Origin of the sequence: Stieleria sp. JC731 (assembly GCF_020966635.1) — a bacterium.
Lineage (GTDB): Bacteria > Planctomycetota > Planctomycetia > Pirellulales > Pirellulaceae > Stieleria.
In genome coordinates this window covers 41,632-61,491 of sequence record NZ_JAJKFQ010000026.1, presented here as the reverse complement: position 1 = coordinate 61,491, position 19,860 = coordinate 41,632, and the positions used below count along the sequence as shown (strand labels likewise).

Sequence of the window (19,860 nt, the reverse complement as noted above, 5' to 3'; positions counted from 1 at the left end):
GGTCACGCGCAGGTCAAAGCTAAGATGTTATCGCATGATAAATGATCATGCAGAAATCGCTCTACATTGCGAAGCTTGATTACACTGCGATACCAATGGTGTTCGCTTGCTTGGGATACAAGCGATCACAGCGGCTAAGTCGTGAACCTATCCGCTTCAGCACTGGGGTATCTTCGAAAGACAAGCTTCGCTTAAAGGGCATCAACCCTTCTCAGCTTTCGCCATTTCCTTTGCGTATTCTTCTTCACTCATGGCGCCACCGGGAACCGTTTCTTCGACGGTGTTTGGGTCTGGTGCGACCACGCTTTCTGAGTGTCCGCATCCCATCGAAGTCAACGCAAGGCAAAAGCCCAGAACCGACAGCATACCCATAGCAAACTTCATTTCTTACTCCAAAGCAAAGTGACGGAAGCTCGACAAGTATTAGTGATCAAAACGAGACCCGTGATTCGTCATCGAAGGTGTCAAGGATCACTAAGGTATTGAGGATCTTATCCGAAGTTGAAACCTCATTGATGTAACGTTGAGTCAGAAAGTTTGTTTTGGTCAAAAGGGAAAGAAACACTTTATCGGATTGCGTTTTAAGTTTGAGACGCGAATTGCGTCAATCAAGCCGTATGTTCGCCATCGCAAAATGAGTTTAGCAATGCGCCGTCGAAGCGGCTCAGTCCCACAACCACCTACGCCGTAAACACCTGAGCCGCAAACGCGCTAGCGTCGGTTGCTTGACTTCGGCCTCCCAAATCCACCCAACCGCAGCTAACGCCGATGCGGCTCAATCCCGCAATCACTTGGTCTACAACCACCTGAGCCGTAAACGCGCTAGCGTCGGTTGCTTGATGTCGGCCTCCCAAATCCACCTAACCGCGGCTAACGCCGATGCGGCTCAGTCCCACAATCACTTGGTCCGCAACCACCTGAGCCGTAAACGCGCTAGCGTCGGTTGCTTGATGTCGAACAACCAAATCCACCCAACCGCGGCTAGCGCCGATGCGGCTCAATCCCGTAATCAACTGGTCCACAACCACCTGAGCCGTAAACGCGCTAGCGTCGGTTGCTTGGCCTCGGCCTCCCAAATCCACCTAACCGCGGCTAACGCCAACACGGCTCAGTCCCACAATCACTTGGTCCGCAACCACCTGAGCCGCAAACGCGCTAGCGTCGGTTGCTTGACCTCGGCCTCCCAAATCCACCTAATCGCGGCTAGCGCCAACACGGCTCAGTTCCGGAACCACTTGGGCCGCAACCACTGAGCCGCAAACGCGCTAGCGTCGGTTGCTTGACCGCGGCCTCCCTAATCCACCCAACCGCGGCTAGCGCCGATGCGGCTCAGTTCCGGAACCACTTGGGCCGCAACCACCTCAGCCGCAAACGCGCTAGCGTCGGTTGCTTGACCTCGGCCTCCAAAATTCATCCAACCGCGGCTAGCGCCAACACGGCTCAGTCCCGCAATCACTTGGGCCGCAATCACCTGAGCCGTAAACGCGCTAGCGTCGGTTGCTTGATGTCGACTTCCAGAATCCACCTAACCGCGGCTAGCGCCGAAGCGGCTCAAGGACAACCCAACTGAGCCTTAAACGCGCTAGCGTCGGTTACTTGATATCGAACGGCCAAGTCTACTCAACCGCGGCTAGCGCCTACACGGCTCAATCCCGCAACCACCTAAACCGCAAACGCACTAGCGTCGGTTTCTCGATTCCGTTTCACCGATCAACTGGCATTAGCCTGTGCTCAGCCTGTAAACTGTTCCCACAATATCGCGATGATGGACTTCTCTCCCAACGCTTTTGTCGAAGCATGATTCAGCTCGAAGCCGCCCACTTTTCCAACTTGATCGCCGCGGTTCAGCGGACCGGAAGCCTTCCAGGCGGTGCCGTTCGAGGACTTCCGAACGAAGTGGTCATCGACGGGCTTCCTGGTGTAGGTTCTTACCCTTCGTCCGTTGCCGAAGCACAAAAGGAGTTCGAACTCGGCAGGTCACGGACGGCACTGGAACGCGTTCGGCAATTGGAAACCAGCTTTAGCACGACCGTCGGCCAGTGGAACGGCACCGTCAATATGGTGATCTCCGGTGCCAAACAGGGACGACAAGCGGTTCCGGCTGCAAAGCTAAACGAGGTTCGGAACGCTCAGACCCGAATGCAAGGGTTGATCAACCCTGCCATCAAAGCGTTTCGGGATCTGGTCACGGCACTCGAATTCGAGATCACCCTAGAAGGTCATCAGCAGAATGACGGCGAGCGACCAGTCATTGATTCAGCCAGCGACATACCAAAACTGCCAGGGACTTTCGCGAAAGGCTACCGCATCGAGGCAAAGTTGGATCTGCACCGCGGCTCCGATAACAAGGTGAGGGTCGATCCGCAATTTCAGCCGGGCCGCTTCTACCTTTTGGCCGGTGATGACGAATCACGAGTGATACGGGTGGATGAACTGAGCTCGAATTCGATCTCGGTGTATGACTTCACTCTTGAAGACCTGGCAACCATCCAGGGGAAACCTTTGCTCGAACAGATCAAACGTGGTGTATGGCTGTTGGCACGTGATTAGCGAACGCTTCCGCTGGACGACGTCTACTCCTTTTCTTCTCTTTTGAATCGTTGGATTCCCGTACTGATGGACCCTTGTCTGGGAATCGCCAATTTGGCGACATCCCGTAGCGACAGAGAGGCATTTAGCAATGCACAGAGGGCAAACCGCAACAGGTCCCGCGAAGGTTTGCCCACATCGATACGTCACCGATCCATCGATCGGCATAGATTGACTACAGGACGCGTGCCAGAGCATTGCCGGTACAGATCCATTCTTACGATAGCCAATCCTGAACACGATTGGCTACCCAGCACGTTCGATCGCAGTTGCAGCCTTGCCAAGAAAAGTTCGGAATGAATTCAGACGACTCTGCGTTTAGACGAGTCGAGCGACATTCCAGTTACTTTTATTCGACAGCAGCTGGCGGTCATCCAATCAAACAAGTTTTGGAGTTTTGAATGTCAGAAGTTATCGATGAGTCGGACGTCCTAGCTCAACGAACCGGCGACGGGAGTCAGTTCCTTACGTTCAAGCTGAACGATGAAGAATTTGGTGTCGAAATCCTGCGGGTCCAAGAAATCAAGGGGCTGTCGCGAATCACGCCCGTTCCAAATATGCCTGGCTATGTTCGTGGGATGATGAACCTGCGGGGCACGGTTGTTCCGATTTTGGATCTGCGTTCAAAGCTGTCGCTGCCCACCATCGAGTACAACCAGTTTGCCGTGATTATTGTCGTCACGATCAACGACAAAATCACCGGCCTATTGGTCGATGGTGTCAATGACGTTCTCAATGTGGCTAATTCAGACATCGAGGACACGCCCAGTATCTGTGCCGAATTCGATGCAACCTGTGTGAACGGAATTGCGAAAGTGGGCGAGAGATTGATCACACTTCTCGATCTGAATCGCTTGATACCTCGCCAACAGACCGATTTGCAGATTCCTGCATAGCCTCGATGTTGCTTGAAAACATTGGAGATGACGCGATTCGGCTCATACTTCGATTCTGAATCGGTCACTCCATTGTTCGGCCTCGATGGCAACGACTCGTATTCAAACGGGATGCTTTTGCGCGAAAGCCGACATTCGCTGACGTTGGTCTGAACGGGGCCTTTCCCTGCATGGCACTAGCGTTAACTCATCGGATCGACCATCAGACTAGTGCTGCATTGATCGCGAATTTGCAAACGACCTGTTGTGAATCGCTTTGCCTTGCACCGGACTTCTGAATCCAAAGTAGGTTATCCGACCAGATTTCACGCGAGGGGTTTTCGTGACATAAGCTCGGTTTGATGGATCTATGAAAACAATGAAAGAACTGAATGACTAAACCTTCGTCCTTGATTGTTCACCGGATAAATCGGCATCAAGTCAGGGACGCGATATTTTCCCAAACACAAGTCGTCACACGATCGCTTCTTCTCTCTTAAGTGACAGGCCGGAGAATTTAAACCTTGCACCGCGGTGTGGCTGCTCCGCCCGCGACGCCAACCAATAAACATGGCAAACGCCGTTCAGGCGAAAGGAATTTCGGCACCAACAATTTATCTCACTATACCGCCCTTGAACTGCTGTCCGTTCAGGCACCGTAACCTGCGGTGCGCCAACACAGCGGGTATTCGCGTGGCGGAAATTTTCGAACTGCACATCTTCACCTTTTTTTACGAAACTACCACGAGCACGCTTTGATGAATCTTTTTCGACAATTGACACAATCAATGATTGGCAAGCTTGTCGCACTGACAGCGGTCTTTGCCATTGGGTTTCTGGTCTTCGGAACGTTGGCTGTTTCCACATTGAACATCGCTAAGGTTCACGGCCCACACTACGAACGCGTTGTTCTAAACAAAGACTTGCTCGCAGACGTTTTGCCGCCTCCTAACTACATTGTCGAAACCTATCTGACCGCCCACTTGTTGGCTGGCGAGAAAGATCCTGCCGAGGTGAAACAATTGGTCGATCGGTACGCCGGACTGAAGCAAGAATACGCGGACCGTCAGGAGCATTGGCGCAACAGTCTTCCAGAAGGAAAGTTAAAAACAGAGATCAATGAAACGTCACGTGTTCCAGCTGAAGCGTTCTTTGCGGTGATGGATAGCGAGCTGATCCCCGCAATCCAAGCCGGTGAATACCACTTGGCGAAAGACATTTTGACACAGCAGTTGGCGCCGCTCTTTGCGGATCACCGCAAGTCTGTTGACGTGATTGTCGCAACGACCAATCAGAACGCCGCCGACACAGAAGACGAAGTTCGGGAGCTGATCAGCAATCGCCTGTCGATGATGTGGATCGTCGGGTTGGTGGTCGCCGCTAGCGTGGCGGCGTTTGCGTTCTGGTTGTCGGTTTCGGTTCGACGCCAGGAACGCGAAAAGGCAATCGCCGATCAGAAACGTGCCGAGATGGAAGCACAGATCAAAGCTCAAATGGAAGAGGACCGTTTGCAATCCGAAGAGACGGAGGCCAAAGTCGAAACGGTGTTGAAATTGGTCAACCGAATCGCCGGCGGGAATTTTGAAGTCGATTTCCCTGACCTCGGCAGCGATGGTATCGGTCAAGTCTCCGAAGCACTTTCCGTAGCGGTAAGCTCGATCCGCAACGCGCTTTCCGAGGTTCGCGAGGTGTCTACAACGGTCGCGACTGCTTCTAATGAGATGTCACGCGCAGCCGAAGAAATCTCTCGTGGCGCTCAGATGCAGGCCTCCCGTTTAGAGGAAACCGCGTCCAGCCTCGAAGAAATTACTTCGACGGTCAAGCAGAACAGCGACAACGCTCAGGAAGCTCGCGCCCTTGCAAACAGCTCACGCGATATCGCGACCGATGGCGGCGTCGTTGTCGGCGACGCTGTCACCGCAATGCATGAGATCAACGAGTCTTCGAAACAGATTTCTGACATCATTACAACCATCGACGAAATCGCGTTCCAGACAAACCTGTTGGCCTTGAATGCCGCGGTCGAAGCCGCCCGTGCTGGCGAACAAGGACGTGGATTCGCGGTTGTGGCTTCCGAAGTCCGAAATCTGGCTCAGCGAACCGCTTCATCGGCGAAAGAGATCAAGAGTCTGATTCAGAATTCGGCCAGCAAGGTTGAACGCGGTACGGAACTGGTCAACAAGTCCGGCGAGACTCTGGGTGAGATCGTTGACTCGGTGAAACGTGTGACGGATATCGTCGCAGAAATTGCCGCCGCATCGCAGGAACAATTGTCGGCGATCAAACAGGTTACCGCAGCGGTCACTCAAATCGATCAGCTGACGCAAGGAAACGCGAACCAGACCGAGGAACTCGCCGGAACTTCGGGTTCCGTATTCAATCACTCAAGGCAATTGGACATCATGGTCAGCCGGTTCCAACTGGGCAATGCCGGTGACGTGGAAAGCGATCATCACGACGTCGCTCCGAAGCCGAAGAATGCTGGCAAGCCGGTTGTTGTTGCTCCCGTCGCTCCTGTGGCCTCGTTTCCCGTGTTGACGCAAGCTGCCGACGCGTTCATGGATTTCTAAGCAGCTGTGATTACTACGCAGCTGTATCAACAGCCTCTCCCAAACCGTGGATCGGCAAATCATTCAGCAAGTGATCTAACAAACGCAAGCGTTATGAATCACTGACGTGTTTGGATGCCCAGTAAGAAACCTATTCGAATCAGTCTCGTTCGTCACTGACGGATGAGGCTGATTTTCTTTTCACGTGTTGAACTTCGCGCAAGAAGCGTTTCCTTTAGGCGGTTTTTCAGAGTAGAAGGCGATTTCACACGAGACCAAAACTAAAAACGATTAGACGCTAGGGGGTTTGATTCACGAAATACGATGGAAAGACGCGCCCTGATCAGATAGGCTGATAAGCCTTTCGATCTCATGATATCTCTATTATTGGATGAGAGGTTTAGGGGATGCGTTGGCTCGCACTAGTCATTGTGGTGGCGTCGTTCGCGCTCGCACCGTCGGTTTCGTCTGCTAGGCAATGGACTGATCAGACCGGGAAGTACCGCGTCGAAGCAGAATTAGTTGCCGTTCGAGGAAAGAACGTCGTCTTGGAACGGGCCGATGGTCGAATCGTCAGCCTTCCGATTAATCGACTCAGCAACGCTGATCAAGAATTCTTACAGCAGCACCTCGCCGAACAGAACAAGCCTGCCAAGCCGGTTGCGGATCAGCCAAATGCAGACGAGGCAGACGTCGAACGAAGTCCGATTGCAAACTCGACGGCAGCATTGGCAATCCTAAAAAAGCATTGCCATCGATGTCATGGCCAGAATCAATCCGATGAAGGCGGTTTTGATTATGTGCTTGACCGTGATCAGTTGGTCTCATCAGGCTTGGTCACGCTTCGCAACGAAAACAATTCACAGCTATTTCAGCGTATCGTTTCCAAAGATTCCCCGATGCCACCGCAGGGCGAATCGACATTGTCTGAAACCGAAGTCAACACGATCCGAGATTGGATTCGTAGCGGTGCACCGACGGGCAAGGCTTCGCGATCGGTCGAACTGATTTCGCATGCAGACCTCTACAAAGCAATCGCAGTTGATCTTCGGTCGCAGACGCCAGGTGATCGAGCCTACCTGCGGTATTTTACGCTTAGCAATCTTGCTAACGGCGGCATGCCCGAACAAGGCTTGAAAGTTTACGAAGTCGCGCTTGCGAAGTTGATCAATAGCCTTTCCTGGAATCGCGAACTCGCAAAGCTTCACCCCTTAAAAACTGATCAGCGTACTTTCCGCTTCGATCTTCGGGATCTGGGGTGGAATAGTGAGAATTGGGACGAGATCCTTGCTGGTTACCCCCATGGTATTGCTCCCAATATTCCTGAAGCCCAAATCGCAGCGAAGGTGACGGAGACGCACTTTCCGGTCGTTCGTGCCGACTGGTTTTTGCACCACGCCTCACGACCGCCGCTGTATCACTCGCTCGCGCAAATTCCAGAGACCGATGACGAATTGGAAGAACAGCTTCGCGTCGACGTACAACGCAATATTTCCAACGGACGTGTTGTACGGGCCGGCTTTGCGCGTTCAGGCGTCTCCCAGAACAATCGCTTGATCGAGCGCCACGATTCAGTCTTTGGCGCCTATTGGAAAAGCTATGACTTTGCCGGCAACACAGGACGTAAAAACCTTTTCCGGAACCCGCTGGGGCCGGGGAACGGCCGCAGCCACTTCTTGCACGACGGGGGCGAAATCATCTTTCAGCTTCCCAACGGGATGCTCGGGTACATGTTGACCGATGCAGACGGCAACCGAATCGATCGGGGGCCGATCGAAATTGTCAGTGACCCACGCCAAGGTGACAAAACGGTTGTCAACGGCGTCTCTTGCATGTCTTGTCATTACAGTGGGTTTATCAAAAAATCCGACGAAGTCCGCAGGTTGGTTCTGGCAAATCGTACCGCCTATCCGCAAATCAACGAGATATTGGCGGTCTATCAAGATCAAGGCGAAGTCGAACGAGCCATCGACAAAGACACTGACGCCTATCTAGTCGCTCTGAGAAGTGACGAAGTTGGGATCAAGAATCCGTCGCAGGCCGATGAGCCGATCTCGATGACTTCGGGCCGATATCAGCGAGAAGTCGACTTGAACACGGCCGCGGCCGAACTGGGACTGTCCGTCCGGCAGTTTCAACGTGAACTATCTCGGCTAAACGATGAAAATCTGCTGAGGATTCTTGGCGCGTTAAAAGTTGCCGGAGGCGTCGTTAAACGAGAAACCTTTGACCGATCGTTCGCGTCACTGGCAAGCATGCTAGGCCTGGGAAACGTTTCTGGACAAACAAGCCGGATTCGCGCGCTACTGGCGAATTCTTCCAATCGTCGCGCGGCGCAAAGCCGAATTTCGGGCGGATGGGCGACCGCCTTTAACGAAGGCAAGCAGTTGTTGAATGATCGTGACTGGGATAAAGCGCAAGTCATCTTGGAGAACGCCGTCGCGGCGGCTCCTAATCTGCAACTGAAGGTTGGCATCATTCGGTCATTGGTTCAAGCCTATGAACATTCCGAAACACCCGATGACCTGATCGACGCACATCTTTTTCTTGTCGATATGGGCAATGCCGAGATCGTTGTTCAGGCAGCGATCAACGAGATGTTTATGTCGCTGAAAACGTTCGATGATAACGCAAGCTCACCCATTTCTAGAGCAAGACGTTTTGTCAGTTCTGGGGAATTCGGCCTTTCAGAGTCAACCAACGATGCCGTCTTTCGAAAAATCTTGAGCCGCCTGGAACAAAACAGCAGCGATGTGAAAACACACATGGTGTTGCAGTACTACGCGACAAAACTGATCCACAACACCAACCAGCGTCTCGCTGCACTGTCGAAACTGCACGAGACAGCACCTGATCTGATGGACCACAAATCCAGAATCCTTTTCGCAACGTTGCTAATTAACAGCGGTGATATGTTCAAAGGTGCCGCGGTAATGTCTGCTGTGGTCGACGAATTGCCTCCGCAAGATCGGTTTCTACATCGCATTGAGGAGGCCGATGCGCTGCGAAAAGCAGGTGACATCAACAAGGCACGTAAATCACTGCTCATCGCGAAAAAGGAAATGGGTTTCGTGACTGTTCCGACAGCACACCTGAACGTCAGCAAGTTGGCGACGCAGTTCGCCGCGATTGGCGACTACATTTCTGCAAGTGGGGTGCTATTGGACGCTTTACGAACCGAAAGCGAGCCGAACCGAATTCGATCGATGCAGGCCAAACTGCATTACTACTCACAGCTCGAAGACAATCAAGCAACGTTCGAAACGGATTCGGATAAGCCTGCGGCGGAAGCGGTCGCCGACGCAGCAGAAAACGTTGCTCCAGAGATGCCCATGGCTGATGACCGAGCCGCTGACAAGGAAGCGATGCTTGATCCGAAGATCGCGCTGCGTGCCGAGGCGGAACAGCAAGAACGCCTAGCCAGAGGTAACCAGTCGTTGCGTTTCAACGGCATGGTTCGAGCCGCCGAATTGTGGATTCAGCTTGACGAAAAGGAACGTGCGCAAAAGGCAATCGAACAGGCGATGACAGGATTGCGCGGGAAATCGGGCGCCACCGTCCACCGTGACTATGACAAGCTGTCGGACCTCTACGATCAAATCGGAATGCGGGAAGAGGCTCTTCAGCAGGTCTTCCGCGCGTTGGAGGTAAATTCCAACGAATATGATGTGCCAAAGCTGCAAACAAAAGCAAACTCCTTCATGGCCGACCTGGGAACCGATATCCAGTCGCTTGACGAAAAGACCCAAGCAATGCTCGATCCGAAATATCAGTATCGAGTTGCGGCGCGAGCGGTGGAGGCGATGCCAAGGACGAACTCGGTCTCGACAGCATCAACATTGATAAACGCCGCCGAAGCGTGGAGCAAAGCTGGCGAAAAGGACGAGGTAAAGCGAGTTGGCGCGTTGATACAAAAGGCAATGAGCACACTGCCACTTACTACGCACAAGGGAACGTTACAGCACAACTCGGCAAGGCTAGCAGAGGTCTACAACTCAGCGGATCTGTCTGTCGAAGCGATCGACTGCTATTTGGATGCCGTCTCCTACAGTTCCACGCATGCATACGCCGAACGCTACCACAATGCGGCAAAGCAAATCAGCAAGGCGAGTGGAGTCCCACTGCCCAAGCTAAGTGCCGAAGCAGAGCTAATGCTGGACCCGCGGCATGAAAAAAGACTACGAGCCGCCGCAACGGAAGCAAGAGCGATCGATATGGACAAACGACTTGGCGCCCGAGGCACCTCGTTCAGCTACTTGACCTGGAGGCAAGCTGCAGACGAATGGCTATCTGCTGAAGAGAATGAAAGGGCGTTGGCGGCGTATAAGCACGTCATGCTACATCACCAAACAGACGAACACTCCAGCGAGCACGATTTTAAACGTGCTGCAGATTTCTACGAAAAGGCTGGCGAGAAGCAGTTGGCGATCCAATCATTGCAGGCATCGATGGCCAAAACGCGTAGCAAGTTTTCCAAGGAACGCTACCAGAAGGACATCGACCGGCTGAAATCTGCCAATTGACCAAGAACGATCATGGATGATTGACGCGGCGGTCCGCAGAAGTGCTATCATAGGACCGCAATAGACAAGCTGTCGATATTGCCGGCGATGTGAATTCGCTCGCAATTTGAAAGCTTGCAACGGTTCGGCCTTTGCGTTTCTGGAGACTGGAAGATGCGTTTTCAAATCCTTGTCGTGTTTGTTGCGGGCTATTTGGCATCGATGACATCGGGAGCCTTGGTTGCGCAAGAAGATTGGGACGAGCGTTTCATGGCTCAGGCGAAGCGCTACGAGATCACGATCCGCGATTCAAAGGAAAAGTGTGAGCTGCTTGATCGGCCGATCCTCAATTACACCAATCCAGCTCGTCTGGGAAACAACGGAGCCGTCTTCCTTTGGACGCATGATTCGGTACCGATGGTGGTGGGAACATGCTTCACGTACGTTTATCGCGATCGTACCAATCGTAAAAACGCTTTTAACGTGCTGACGGATAAACCGATCAAAGCAACGATCACCGGCGAAACCGTTTGGACACCACCACAGGATAGTTTGCAACTGAAGCCAATCCCTGGTGCACCGACGCCGGCGGGAAATCAGCGGCTTCGCGAGGTTCAAGCTCGAAGCTTGTCGCGTCAGTTTTCTTTAGCAGTGACCAATCGTGACGGCAGCGTCGAGCAATGCCGGCTCATGGCAAAGCCGCTGTACACGTACGAATCGGAGCACCGCTCAGGAAGTCTTTTCTCATTCGCGGTGGGCACTGATCCCGAGGCAATTTTGGTGATCGAGACAACGAAGAAGGAAGGCCAGGAACCACAATGGAGCTATGCGTGGGCCAGGTTCACATTTTACGCATTGTCGGCAAAGCATAAACAAGCAGAAGTTTGGCGAGTGGAGAGCTCTGAAAACTTGCTAGGCGATATCACGCTACGCCCCGATTATCAGCAAGAACGATACGTCACCTTCCGAGCCGAGCATCTGGACTAATCTATATCAGGTGATTCGAGATCGAAACATGGTATCCTGTGTTCTTCGGTGTTCCTATTTTAAATCTCGATGGCATACGCTTTCGCGAATCACCTTTTTGTAAGATCACTTTGTCCGGCAGCATCATGCAACTCGCAGACTGGTTGTCTCAACAGCGGAGCAAGTCTCAGGAAGTCCAGGCGAAAGTGGACCTTGCTATCGCGTTTTTGAGGCGACACTATGGTGAGAAAGACTCGAAGATCCTCAGCGAAGTCAAATGCATTGACTTCTCAAAAGATGTCGCTCAGGTAAGCCTTGATCGCGGCATGATTCTTGTCGGCTTCAAGGATCCGCGTATTTCGCCCTACCGAGCTTCCTATTTCACGTTGTCCGGGCATCCGGCACATCGTCTTGGTGTTTCAACTCACAGTCGCCCCAATTTTGTAGACCGCGTCACTCACAAGCGGTTCACCGCTGACGTGACTTTGGCCAAGGTCATCCACCGATACAAGGTCTTGGTTCCTGTCCCGAAAGACGACGCGCTGATGTCCTATTGTGCTCCGGCCGCAGATACATGGTCGCAGCAGAAAAAGGTTCTTGCGGCTGGTGGCGGATTGCAAATCCTGATCCCACGTGCAAACCGGTTTTTGCAATTTATCGAAACCTAGGATCGGTCAACGTTGTCGTCCTTTTGGCAACAGTGCCCGATAATCCGAGTCAGCTTCTTTCGGATTCAGTTTTGCGTATCGTGGATACCCGTTGGTGCGGCGGTGCTGAATAATAAAATGATTCCTAGGGTCCGTTCTCCTAGCTAGTGCCGCGATTCCGCACTGCCTTTTCATCTTGTTAGAAAACTTTCTATATGCCAGCCGCTGCCAAGACAAAGCGAACTCGATCTCTGACTGACAAAGAATCCGGAAAGGTCTGGGGTTACACGTTGCAAGGGCTCGAAGCGACGATCGAATCCGGTACCGCCGCAAAGCCGCGTCAGCGGGCAAAGAAATTCAGCACCGCTGATCAAGCGAACGACTACTTGGTCAAAGAGGAATGGAAGAAGCTCAAAGCCGGTTACACGTTGCAGAACCCTGATGCGAAACCTGGGGAGCCCCTACACCGAGTCCTTCTGGGCGGAGCGTCAACCGGTCAATTGCCATTGGTTCAGGTGGGCGAAGATCTGCTGACGACACGATATGACGCGTCAACGGACTCGCTGGTCAAGTTGACGTCTTCGGGATCAATGTCAGCGGTCGCTCAGGTGCCGAAGCAATCGCTGGTCTTAGACCTATGCTCTTCCGCAGAGACTCAGCGGCTCTGTGTTAACGCTGATCACCATATTTTGGCGTGGGACCCGGCGGCGCCCAAGAAGTTCAACGCACTCAATAAGGGCAAGGCAGCACCGGCATCTTGCATGGCTGTCGGTGGACGTCGAATTGCGTTGTACGATGCACCGAACATCGTTGTGCAGGATGTGGAAACAAGCGATTCCGTGATGGCGATCGAGTGCAAGCCGGAGTCCTATGGCGGACATACACCGCAATTATGCGTCGCCCTGACCCAAGACGGTAACCAGCTAGCTGTCTGTTCCAAATCGGGCATGATCGACGTCTACCGCGTCGACGATGGAACCAAGATTGGCGACATCCAGGCCGACTTTCAGTTTATAGAGGAGCTGCAATTCGACAGTTCAGGAACGCTCCTAGTTGGAAACGGACAGTACGGCCCATGGGGACCGATCTTCTTCGATCTAAAGTCAATGTCTCGGATCGACCCGCCAATCAAGTTACCTTCGCTGAGTGACGGGGCAACGCACTTTGCCTTGCATCCGGAACGACGAATGTTCGCGGTGACCTCGATGGACCAGCTGACGGTGTTCGACTTGGATCAGCCGAAGCCTAAACGCACGATTGTGCTGGAGCACGTCGTGAAAAATTCAGGTGTAGGCTTTTGGGGCGATGATTTCGCTGTGCGAACCGACCTGGGCTGCCTGACTGTCTACCGGATTTGATCAAGCAGCAGACAGCAAAGACTGGGGATTAAAACACAGAGGCACCGAGAACACGGAGTCCATCACTGATGACCAGCCCTATGACGGCACCACCTCTGTGTCCTCTGTTCCTCTGCGTTTCAAACTGCCCGGTCACCCCAAGCTTCCGCTCCAGCCGAAACGAATGCCCTTCGAGCGGATTTGGCCTGTTTGACGGCGAGTCGATTTGAACGATCGAAGTCTCGGTTCGGGAAGATTGTAAAACGCAGAGACGTCGAGTTCGCAGAGGTAAAGCGTTGCCCTGGACTCTAAGCCCGGTTTGATATGTGGTGATCAGCAACAGACATCGGTCTTCGCGGTGGACACTCCATGATGAACGTTGGTCGGCAAAGACTGGGGATTAAAACACAGAGACACCGAGAACACGGAGTCCATTACTGATGACCAGCCCTACGACTGCAACACACCGGCACTACCTCTGTGTCCTCTGTTCCTCTGTGTTTCAAACTGCCCGGTCCCCCCAAGCTTCCGCTCCAGCCGAAGCGAATGCCCTTCAAGCGGACTTGGCCTGTTTGACGGCGAATCGATTTGGACGATCGAAGTCTCGGTTCGGGAAGATTTTAAAACGTTGCACTAGCGTATTTACCGGTTTGATGAGAGTTGACCAGCGATCAGTACTCGCAGTAGGGATCAAGCATCGTGAGGAACTCGTCGAGAGTTTCATCGCCTTCGAGCGACCCATCAATATCCATCAAGTCGTTCAGGAACGAGTCCATCGAATCGGAGTCGTCGATGACGTATGGATTTCCCGCATCAATTTGGATTGCACCATCGTCCCGTCGTCGAACGTGAACCGGGATAGCGAAATCAAGGTTCGCGATCATGCGTTCGAGTTGTTTGTATTGCAGTTCGGTTGTGGTTGCCATGGATGTGGGAAACGTATTGCGTGAGCGGTTTGCACGGAAGGTGCTGTATCGGTGCGGCGATCCGCACTTTGAAGACATATCAAAGCAAAAACAGTCGAACCAGCCAAGCGAGCAATTTTATTGAATCAAGACTGTGGGACGCAAAACTCGGAAGCCTCAAGCGACCAGACTGAAATCAACCAAATCATAAGCTTCTTTGCTCCGCGCGAACACAAAACAAAATCGACATACTTCAGCCCAAAACCAAGCCAAACATTCACCGGATACGCATCCAGCGTCACCTCTGTGTCCTCCGCCCCTTTGCGTTTCAACCACTCCGATCCGCACCATCAACCAATCCACAAAGGTATTCCCAGAATCACTGCGAGTCGATCGAACAAACTCTGCTTCGCATTTAGGGGTTCCGAAATCGGATTTGCTGTAGCACTTGTTTTTGCCAGGAAAACGCACACTCCATCAGCTGGTCTTTGAGTTCACATGAAGCGTCGGTGTGGTCTTTTTCAGCTTCGAAATCTTGGACGCTCATTACTGGACGGTGTGAAGATCAACAGATAACGAAGCGAAAGCCGAACGCCTGCCATTCCAATCGAAGAACTCGTTGGCGTCTAACCGCGAATCCAAGTCTGATGCTTGGTAAATTTCCCTTAAACAAGGCCTCAGACGGCAAAGTATAAATCCAAAAACGTCTGCAATTTGCGTGCTCGATCCAAATACACCTCAGAGGATTCAAGCGTTTAGCCTTCGAATCCGCAGATCAGAGACACGTCACCACCTCAGGCTTCGCCGAATCAGCGATGGGCGAACGCGCTGGTTCCCTGGGACAATTGGCAGGGCAAACCCTGGGGCGTCCCGAGCAACCTACGGCTACATCATTACGAAAAAAACTTTGAACGAGGCATTTACAGCAGCTTGCGGCTAACGATCGGACCTGACGTGCACCCTCGACGGGGTGAGCATCCACCGGAAACGTAGGAGGAAAGGGCGTCAGACGGGAATGTGGTGTCATCTGAAGACTCAGAGCAAGCAATCCAGATTCCCTGAGCCGCTGGTCTCGAAAGCGTTGCAGAATTTCTGCAGCTACCGATCAGTCGTGCGGGCAGGTGATCGTGGATTTGGAGAATGACTGAAATGCAAGAGTCTAAATAACCAATACTTCCAGGTTACTGACGGTGAAACCATAAACGAACGTGACTCATTTTACTTTTGTCCGCGAAGTCTTTCCGACGAGCAGAGTCGGGATCACGGTCTTTATCCATGCTGCGAACTCCGGAAACAATTCGGAAAAAGTCGCATCATCCTTGACCTGGGCAACCGTTTTTTCGATTTTGAGGTTCAGCAACTCTTTAAAGATAGGTTTGAATACATCTCCGTCTTCAAGTCCGTTCACGATGGTTGGAAAATACGTGGCGAACGATTTACCTGTATCGAAATTTACTCCGGTGATGTCTTCGCCCGCCTTACGGGCAGCTTCGCTCGCTACCTCTTGCATCATCTGCACCGGAAGCAGATCTTCCAGCTCGATCTCCCCTGGCAAATCTGACTTTGAATATTGAAAGACGTAGATATATTTATTGATAAAATCCTTGTACTTCGATTGAATGAAGTTCTTCAAGTTGTTGGCTGGTTCGTCCGAATCCAGTACGAAGACCCAGTGCGTTCCTAGTTGGATCGGCTTCTGAGAAAAATACTTCCTAATATCAGAGCACTTTCCACCATGATGGAAGCTCGTCTTGCCTATCGGGAACGGACGCCCTGTTGCATTTAAGACTTTGTTGTAGTACGTTTCGAACAGCACGGCGTCTCCATGGCCCTCGAATACGAAGTTGTGCTGTAGACGTGGAGCAATCTCGGATGTGACATCAACGTCCAACGTCGAATACAGGACTTCTTCTTGCATAAAGAACCCGACACGCGACCTTGTTGAGGGCTGCAATCGTGTCCTTTCGTTCTTCTTCTTTACGATGACATGTCGGTCGTATTTTTCTTTGTCGATCATAAAGATCGAATGAGTGGCGAATACAACACGGTTGTTGTTTTCAGCCGACTTGATCAGCTCCTTAAGCATAAACCTGACTCCAGACGGATGAAGGTGGGTCTCTGGCTCGTCTAAGAGTAACAAGGTGTTCTTGATCACTCCTTTCCGCGACTCAGCTCCGATCGTCATCAAGAACGATACAAAGGTTTGGCATCCTTGGCTTCGTTCCTGCATTTTGTAGAAACTCGCATCATCCGTGTTGGGATCAAAGAATTCCACTCGTATTCGATCATGCTCAAGCGTGACGCGAATCTCCTGGTCGTAGTCTTCCCATACGCCCTTCAGGAACTCATCAACGTTCTTGTTTACCTTTACTTGAGTTCTGCTCCGCTCACTGGAGTCGGTCGCGATTTCATCAAGAAGCAACTTCAGTTCATTGAGACTTTGGACTTCTGCACCAATACGGAAAAGGTTTACCAGAGGACGAGGGATGCTACTGAGTGTTTCAGCATTGTTTAGGACGTCAAATGTTGTTTCTCCACTAAGAATGTACTCGTTGCTGTATTTCCAGAACACAACGCGAGGTAGCCAGTCTTCTAAATGTCCTTCCAGAGTATTTCCGACTCGCCAAGTAAAGACTTTCGGATCCTTGGAATAGATCGAGGCTATTGGTTGACTTGCTACCTTGAGCATCTTTTTCAGCTCCCCGATGCGAACGCCATTTTTCTTGATGGTTTGCTCTAATTCGTTCTTTGTAGCGGCTATCTCGTCATCGTCCGAATCAGTGTCAAGGTCACCGAGCGCAGCACGAGCTTGTTCATTTTTTTCGAGCAGCTTTTCGAGTTCTACCTCCTTCTTGAGAATGACCGCTCCTATCTGGCAACCTCTAGCGGATTTTTCTGCTGTAACCAGCGTCTTCGCCGTCTGTGCTCTTTCGACTTCTAACTTGCTTATCTTTGTGGCGAATGATTCAACTTCCGCAGCAAGCTCATCAATGGACTTGTCCTCCGAATCATCAGGTGGTGCGGGCTTTGTCGGCGACTGACTTGGGGCGCTTTCCTCTTCTCTTTTTTCCGAAATTAGCTTTTGGTTCTCAGCCTGTTTCCTCGTGAGGGCTGCCAATCTCATTTCGATCTGCCGGAACTGTACCGAGAGTTCGGAGTGTTGAATTGACGCGTCTACTGCGGCTTGTGTGTCCTTCAGGATCTTATCGTCGACAATAACTGCCTCCGAAACAGGAACAAACTGATCCTCTTTGAGTACCACGCAAAATTCTGTGCCTTCGATATCGGTGAGTGCACTCGCGGATTTCGGTAGCTGCAAGCCACTTACGGTGAAGCTCCTGTGTTCCTTCCCTGTCGTTCGATCAAAATGGACTTCATACGTCACATCAATTTCAGAAGCCTTTTTTCTGTCAACTTGATGAAGACTTTGCTTTTCAGCGAGAATCGCCAGTGCCTTTTCTAATTCTTCTGGTGTAAGGCTAAGTTCAAACCGAACTCTCGGGTCAGACTTTTGCATTTTTGGCGTATCTGATTTTGCCAACGCTTCGTGGGATGACAGGCAGGAGAGTGCCTTTAACAGATTGGTTTTTCCAGATTCGTTGATGCCAACAAGTGAAAGGCAGTTATGTGTAAATTCAAGTTCTTCGTCTATCAGGCTTTTAAAAGAATCGATTTTGACGGCGTTAAGTTTCATATTTTCGTTCGCTGCGAATCAAGTTGGGACTGTTGGAAGGAAAGGTTTACTGTTCGCTACTCTAATTTCTGAGAGCTTTCCAAGGCATACAGTACCAAAATCCAGTGCATCTGCGTTTCCAGGTACATAAGTAAGGATGGGGCCGCCCGAACACACCTAAATACGGCTGCTCATCACAGCTCCGGAATAATCTACCCGCTACCCATAGCCCACCGGGCCCGGTCAGTCGTTGTACACGGCTAGCCGCTGCTGTCTGCGTCACGGCGACGGAAGACAACCGGAGCCCGTCGGCCAGAGTCATCAAGTACCGCGACTCGCGACTTGATTTCCCTTCGACGCCAGACATAGAGTGGAGACAGTCAACGCAACGTATCGGACGCCCACTGACAATGCCCCGTTGCTACCATTCCGTGGCGATCATATCGCATGCGGTTGTCTTCACGTGCTATCCGCTTCCACGCGTTAACAGTCGCCCTGTGGCCACGCCGAAACATGGGAAGCTACAGGCTTTCATGACTCACACGATTCGAGAATCCTAATGTTGAAGTCTGCAGACTCAATAGCCAACCGATCAATCGTGTCGGTACAGTTGCCGCATTCCTTCCGCGTTTAATATTCACCGTCGGTGAGCAAGCATTCGAAAAACTTGAATGGGGTGACGGTGGATGGTGGCCCGCGATACCCTGAGCCATCGACGGCGTTATAGAAGAGAGTGGAATCTTAACTGACTTCAACGTCAGCGGCTATCCACGCAAGACCGCGAAGATGATGCGTATTGATCTGGCGAACGCTCGGGAAACGTGGATCGATGAAGCGGAAACCGATCAGGAACGAGAACGCCGCAGGAACTCGGATTTCCTTCAGTACAAAGATGGGGACGGAGTCTTCGCGGACTTCCACAGCAACCGGCATACGTTCGTGACGAATCTGGCGGCTAGTTCGGCCAATCCGAAGATCACGCAAACGCTGGCGAGACACTCCGACGTCAACCTCACCATGAACGTCTACAGCCACGTGGCGGTCCAAGAACAGGCCGAAGCGGTTGGAAGAGCGTCCCTGTTGGTCTTGGTCTTTATGACGTTGGCTATCTTCCGGGTCAGGTCGCGGCGGGGATTCGGTCTTCGGAATTTTCGAATGTGCTGATGGGCTCGCGTGGTCGCTTCATCGAATTGGGTCGGATGGCCATGGCTGATTACGACAGGAGCAAGAAGAGGATGCTCCGTTGTGGTCCGAATCCAAGGCGTCCGCGGTGGTATGTTCCGCCCGAATCGATCAATGGCGTCCATACGATCACGTTCGATGCCAACTACTGGAAGTCGATAGCGGCTGCGAGGTTGACACAGGACCGCGAGACTCCGGGGAGGTGGACGCTATGGGGCAATCATCGGACGGATCATGGTGCATACGCGGATCATTTGGCGGCGGAAGAGGCGATTGAGCGTAGCGAGAAAGGACTGACGGGCATCATCTGGCAGAAGAAGCCGAAACGTGAGAACCACTGGTTCGATACGTTCGTTGGCTGCGTGGTGGCGGCTTTGGTGAAGGGCATACAGCTTCCGGGATTCGCGATGCCGACGAGAAAGGCCCCAGTGAAGAAGAAGCCGCAAAGTCCACAAACCGGCCCAACTCTCCGAAGCCCGAAGGGACACCGAAGTTTTTGGGTCACTGCGAGATAGAGCAAGAGAACGCGACCGAGACAATCTAAAACGACAACCATGCGTATGCTACTCTTTGCTAAACTACTGTGATCAGACCTGCTAGCAACTACGCGTTTGTTAGAATCAACTGCCCATTAG

General features: G+C 52.1%; 12 protein-coding genes. 9 read left to right on the top strand and 3 right to left on the bottom strand.

All coding sequences use genetic code 11. The features are described from left to right. Positions 1 to 201: 201 nt before the first annotated feature. Positions 202 to 384 (bottom strand): hypothetical protein, encoded by a 183-nt coding sequence (locus LOC67_RS23010; RefSeq protein WP_230265186.1) that lies wholly within the window; start codon positions 382 to 384, stop codon positions 202 to 204. 1,413 nt (positions 385 to 1,797) lie between these two features. Between LOC67_RS23010 and LOC67_RS23005 the strand changes: the two genes are divergently transcribed. The 7 genes from LOC67_RS23005 (at position 1,798) to LOC67_RS22975 (ending at position 13,486) form a co-directional block, all read left to right on the top strand. Further along, complete coding sequence (locus tag LOC67_RS23005; protein ID WP_230265185.1) at positions 1,798 to 2,550, top strand: hypothetical protein; 753 nt, start codon at positions 1,798 to 1,800, stop codon at positions 2,548 to 2,550. A 440-nt stretch (positions 2,551 to 2,990) separates the two neighbouring features. Beyond that, positions 2,991 to 3,485, top strand: coding sequence for a chemotaxis protein CheW (locus LOC67_RS23000; protein WP_230265184.1), 495 nt, complete (start codon positions 2,991 to 2,993; stop codon positions 3,483 to 3,485). A 737-nt stretch (positions 3,486 to 4,222) separates the two neighbouring features. Further along, positions 4,223 to 6,034: a methyl-accepting chemotaxis protein gene (locus LOC67_RS22995; RefSeq protein ID WP_230265183.1), complete on the top strand. Its 1,812-nt coding sequence runs from the start codon at positions 4,223 to 4,225 to the stop codon at positions 6,032 to 6,034. Positions 6,035 to 6,420: 386 nt separating this feature from the next. After that, positions 6,421 to 10,536: an SHD1 domain-containing protein gene (locus LOC67_RS22990; RefSeq protein ID WP_230265182.1), complete on the top strand. Its 4,116-nt coding sequence runs from the start codon at positions 6,421 to 6,423 to the stop codon at positions 10,534 to 10,536. A gap of 153 nt (positions 10,537 to 10,689) precedes the next feature. Next, positions 10,690 to 11,502: a hypothetical protein gene (locus LOC67_RS22985; protein ID WP_230265181.1), complete on the top strand. Its 813-nt coding sequence runs from the start codon at positions 10,690 to 10,692 to the stop codon at positions 11,500 to 11,502. 125 nt (positions 11,503 to 11,627) lie between these two features. Then, entirely contained in the window at positions 11,628 to 12,149 is a 522-nt protein-coding gene (locus LOC67_RS22980) for a hypothetical protein (RefSeq protein WP_230265180.1), read from the top strand. Between the two features lie 194 nt (positions 12,150 to 12,343). Beyond that, complete coding sequence (locus LOC67_RS22975) at positions 12,344 to 13,486, top strand: hypothetical protein (RefSeq protein ID WP_230265179.1); 1,143 nt, start codon at positions 12,344 to 12,346, stop codon at positions 13,484 to 13,486. Between the two features lie 650 nt (positions 13,487 to 14,136). Here the strand turns inward: LOC67_RS22975 and LOC67_RS22970 are convergent. Both LOC67_RS22970 and LOC67_RS22965 read right to left on the bottom strand, forming a co-directional pair. Then, complete coding sequence (locus tag LOC67_RS22970; protein ID WP_230265178.1) at positions 14,137 to 14,391, bottom strand: hypothetical protein; 255 nt, start codon at positions 14,389 to 14,391, stop codon at positions 14,137 to 14,139. Between the two features lie 1,192 nt (positions 14,392 to 15,583). Further along, positions 15,584 to 18,064, bottom strand: a complete 2,481-nt coding sequence (locus tag LOC67_RS22965) for an ATP-dependent nuclease (protein WP_230265177.1) — start codon at positions 18,062 to 18,064, stop codon at positions 15,584 to 15,586. Between the two features lie 765 nt (positions 18,065 to 18,829). Here LOC67_RS22965 and LOC67_RS27810 point away from each other — a divergent pair. Together LOC67_RS27810 and LOC67_RS22955 are read left to right on the top strand one after the other, a co-directional pair. Next, the gene (locus LOC67_RS27810) at positions 18,830 to 19,207 is read left to right on the top strand and encodes a tyrosine-type recombinase/integrase (RefSeq protein WP_410001171.1); all 378 of its coding nucleotides are present in this window, start codon (positions 18,830 to 18,832) and stop codon (positions 19,205 to 19,207) included. A 41-nt stretch (positions 19,208 to 19,248) separates the two neighbouring features. Beyond that, positions 19,249 to 19,740 (top strand): terminase gpA endonuclease subunit, encoded by a 492-nt coding sequence (locus tag LOC67_RS22955; RefSeq protein ID WP_230265175.1) that lies wholly within the window; start codon positions 19,249 to 19,251, stop codon positions 19,738 to 19,740. Positions 19,741 to 19,860: the final 120 nt, after the last annotated feature.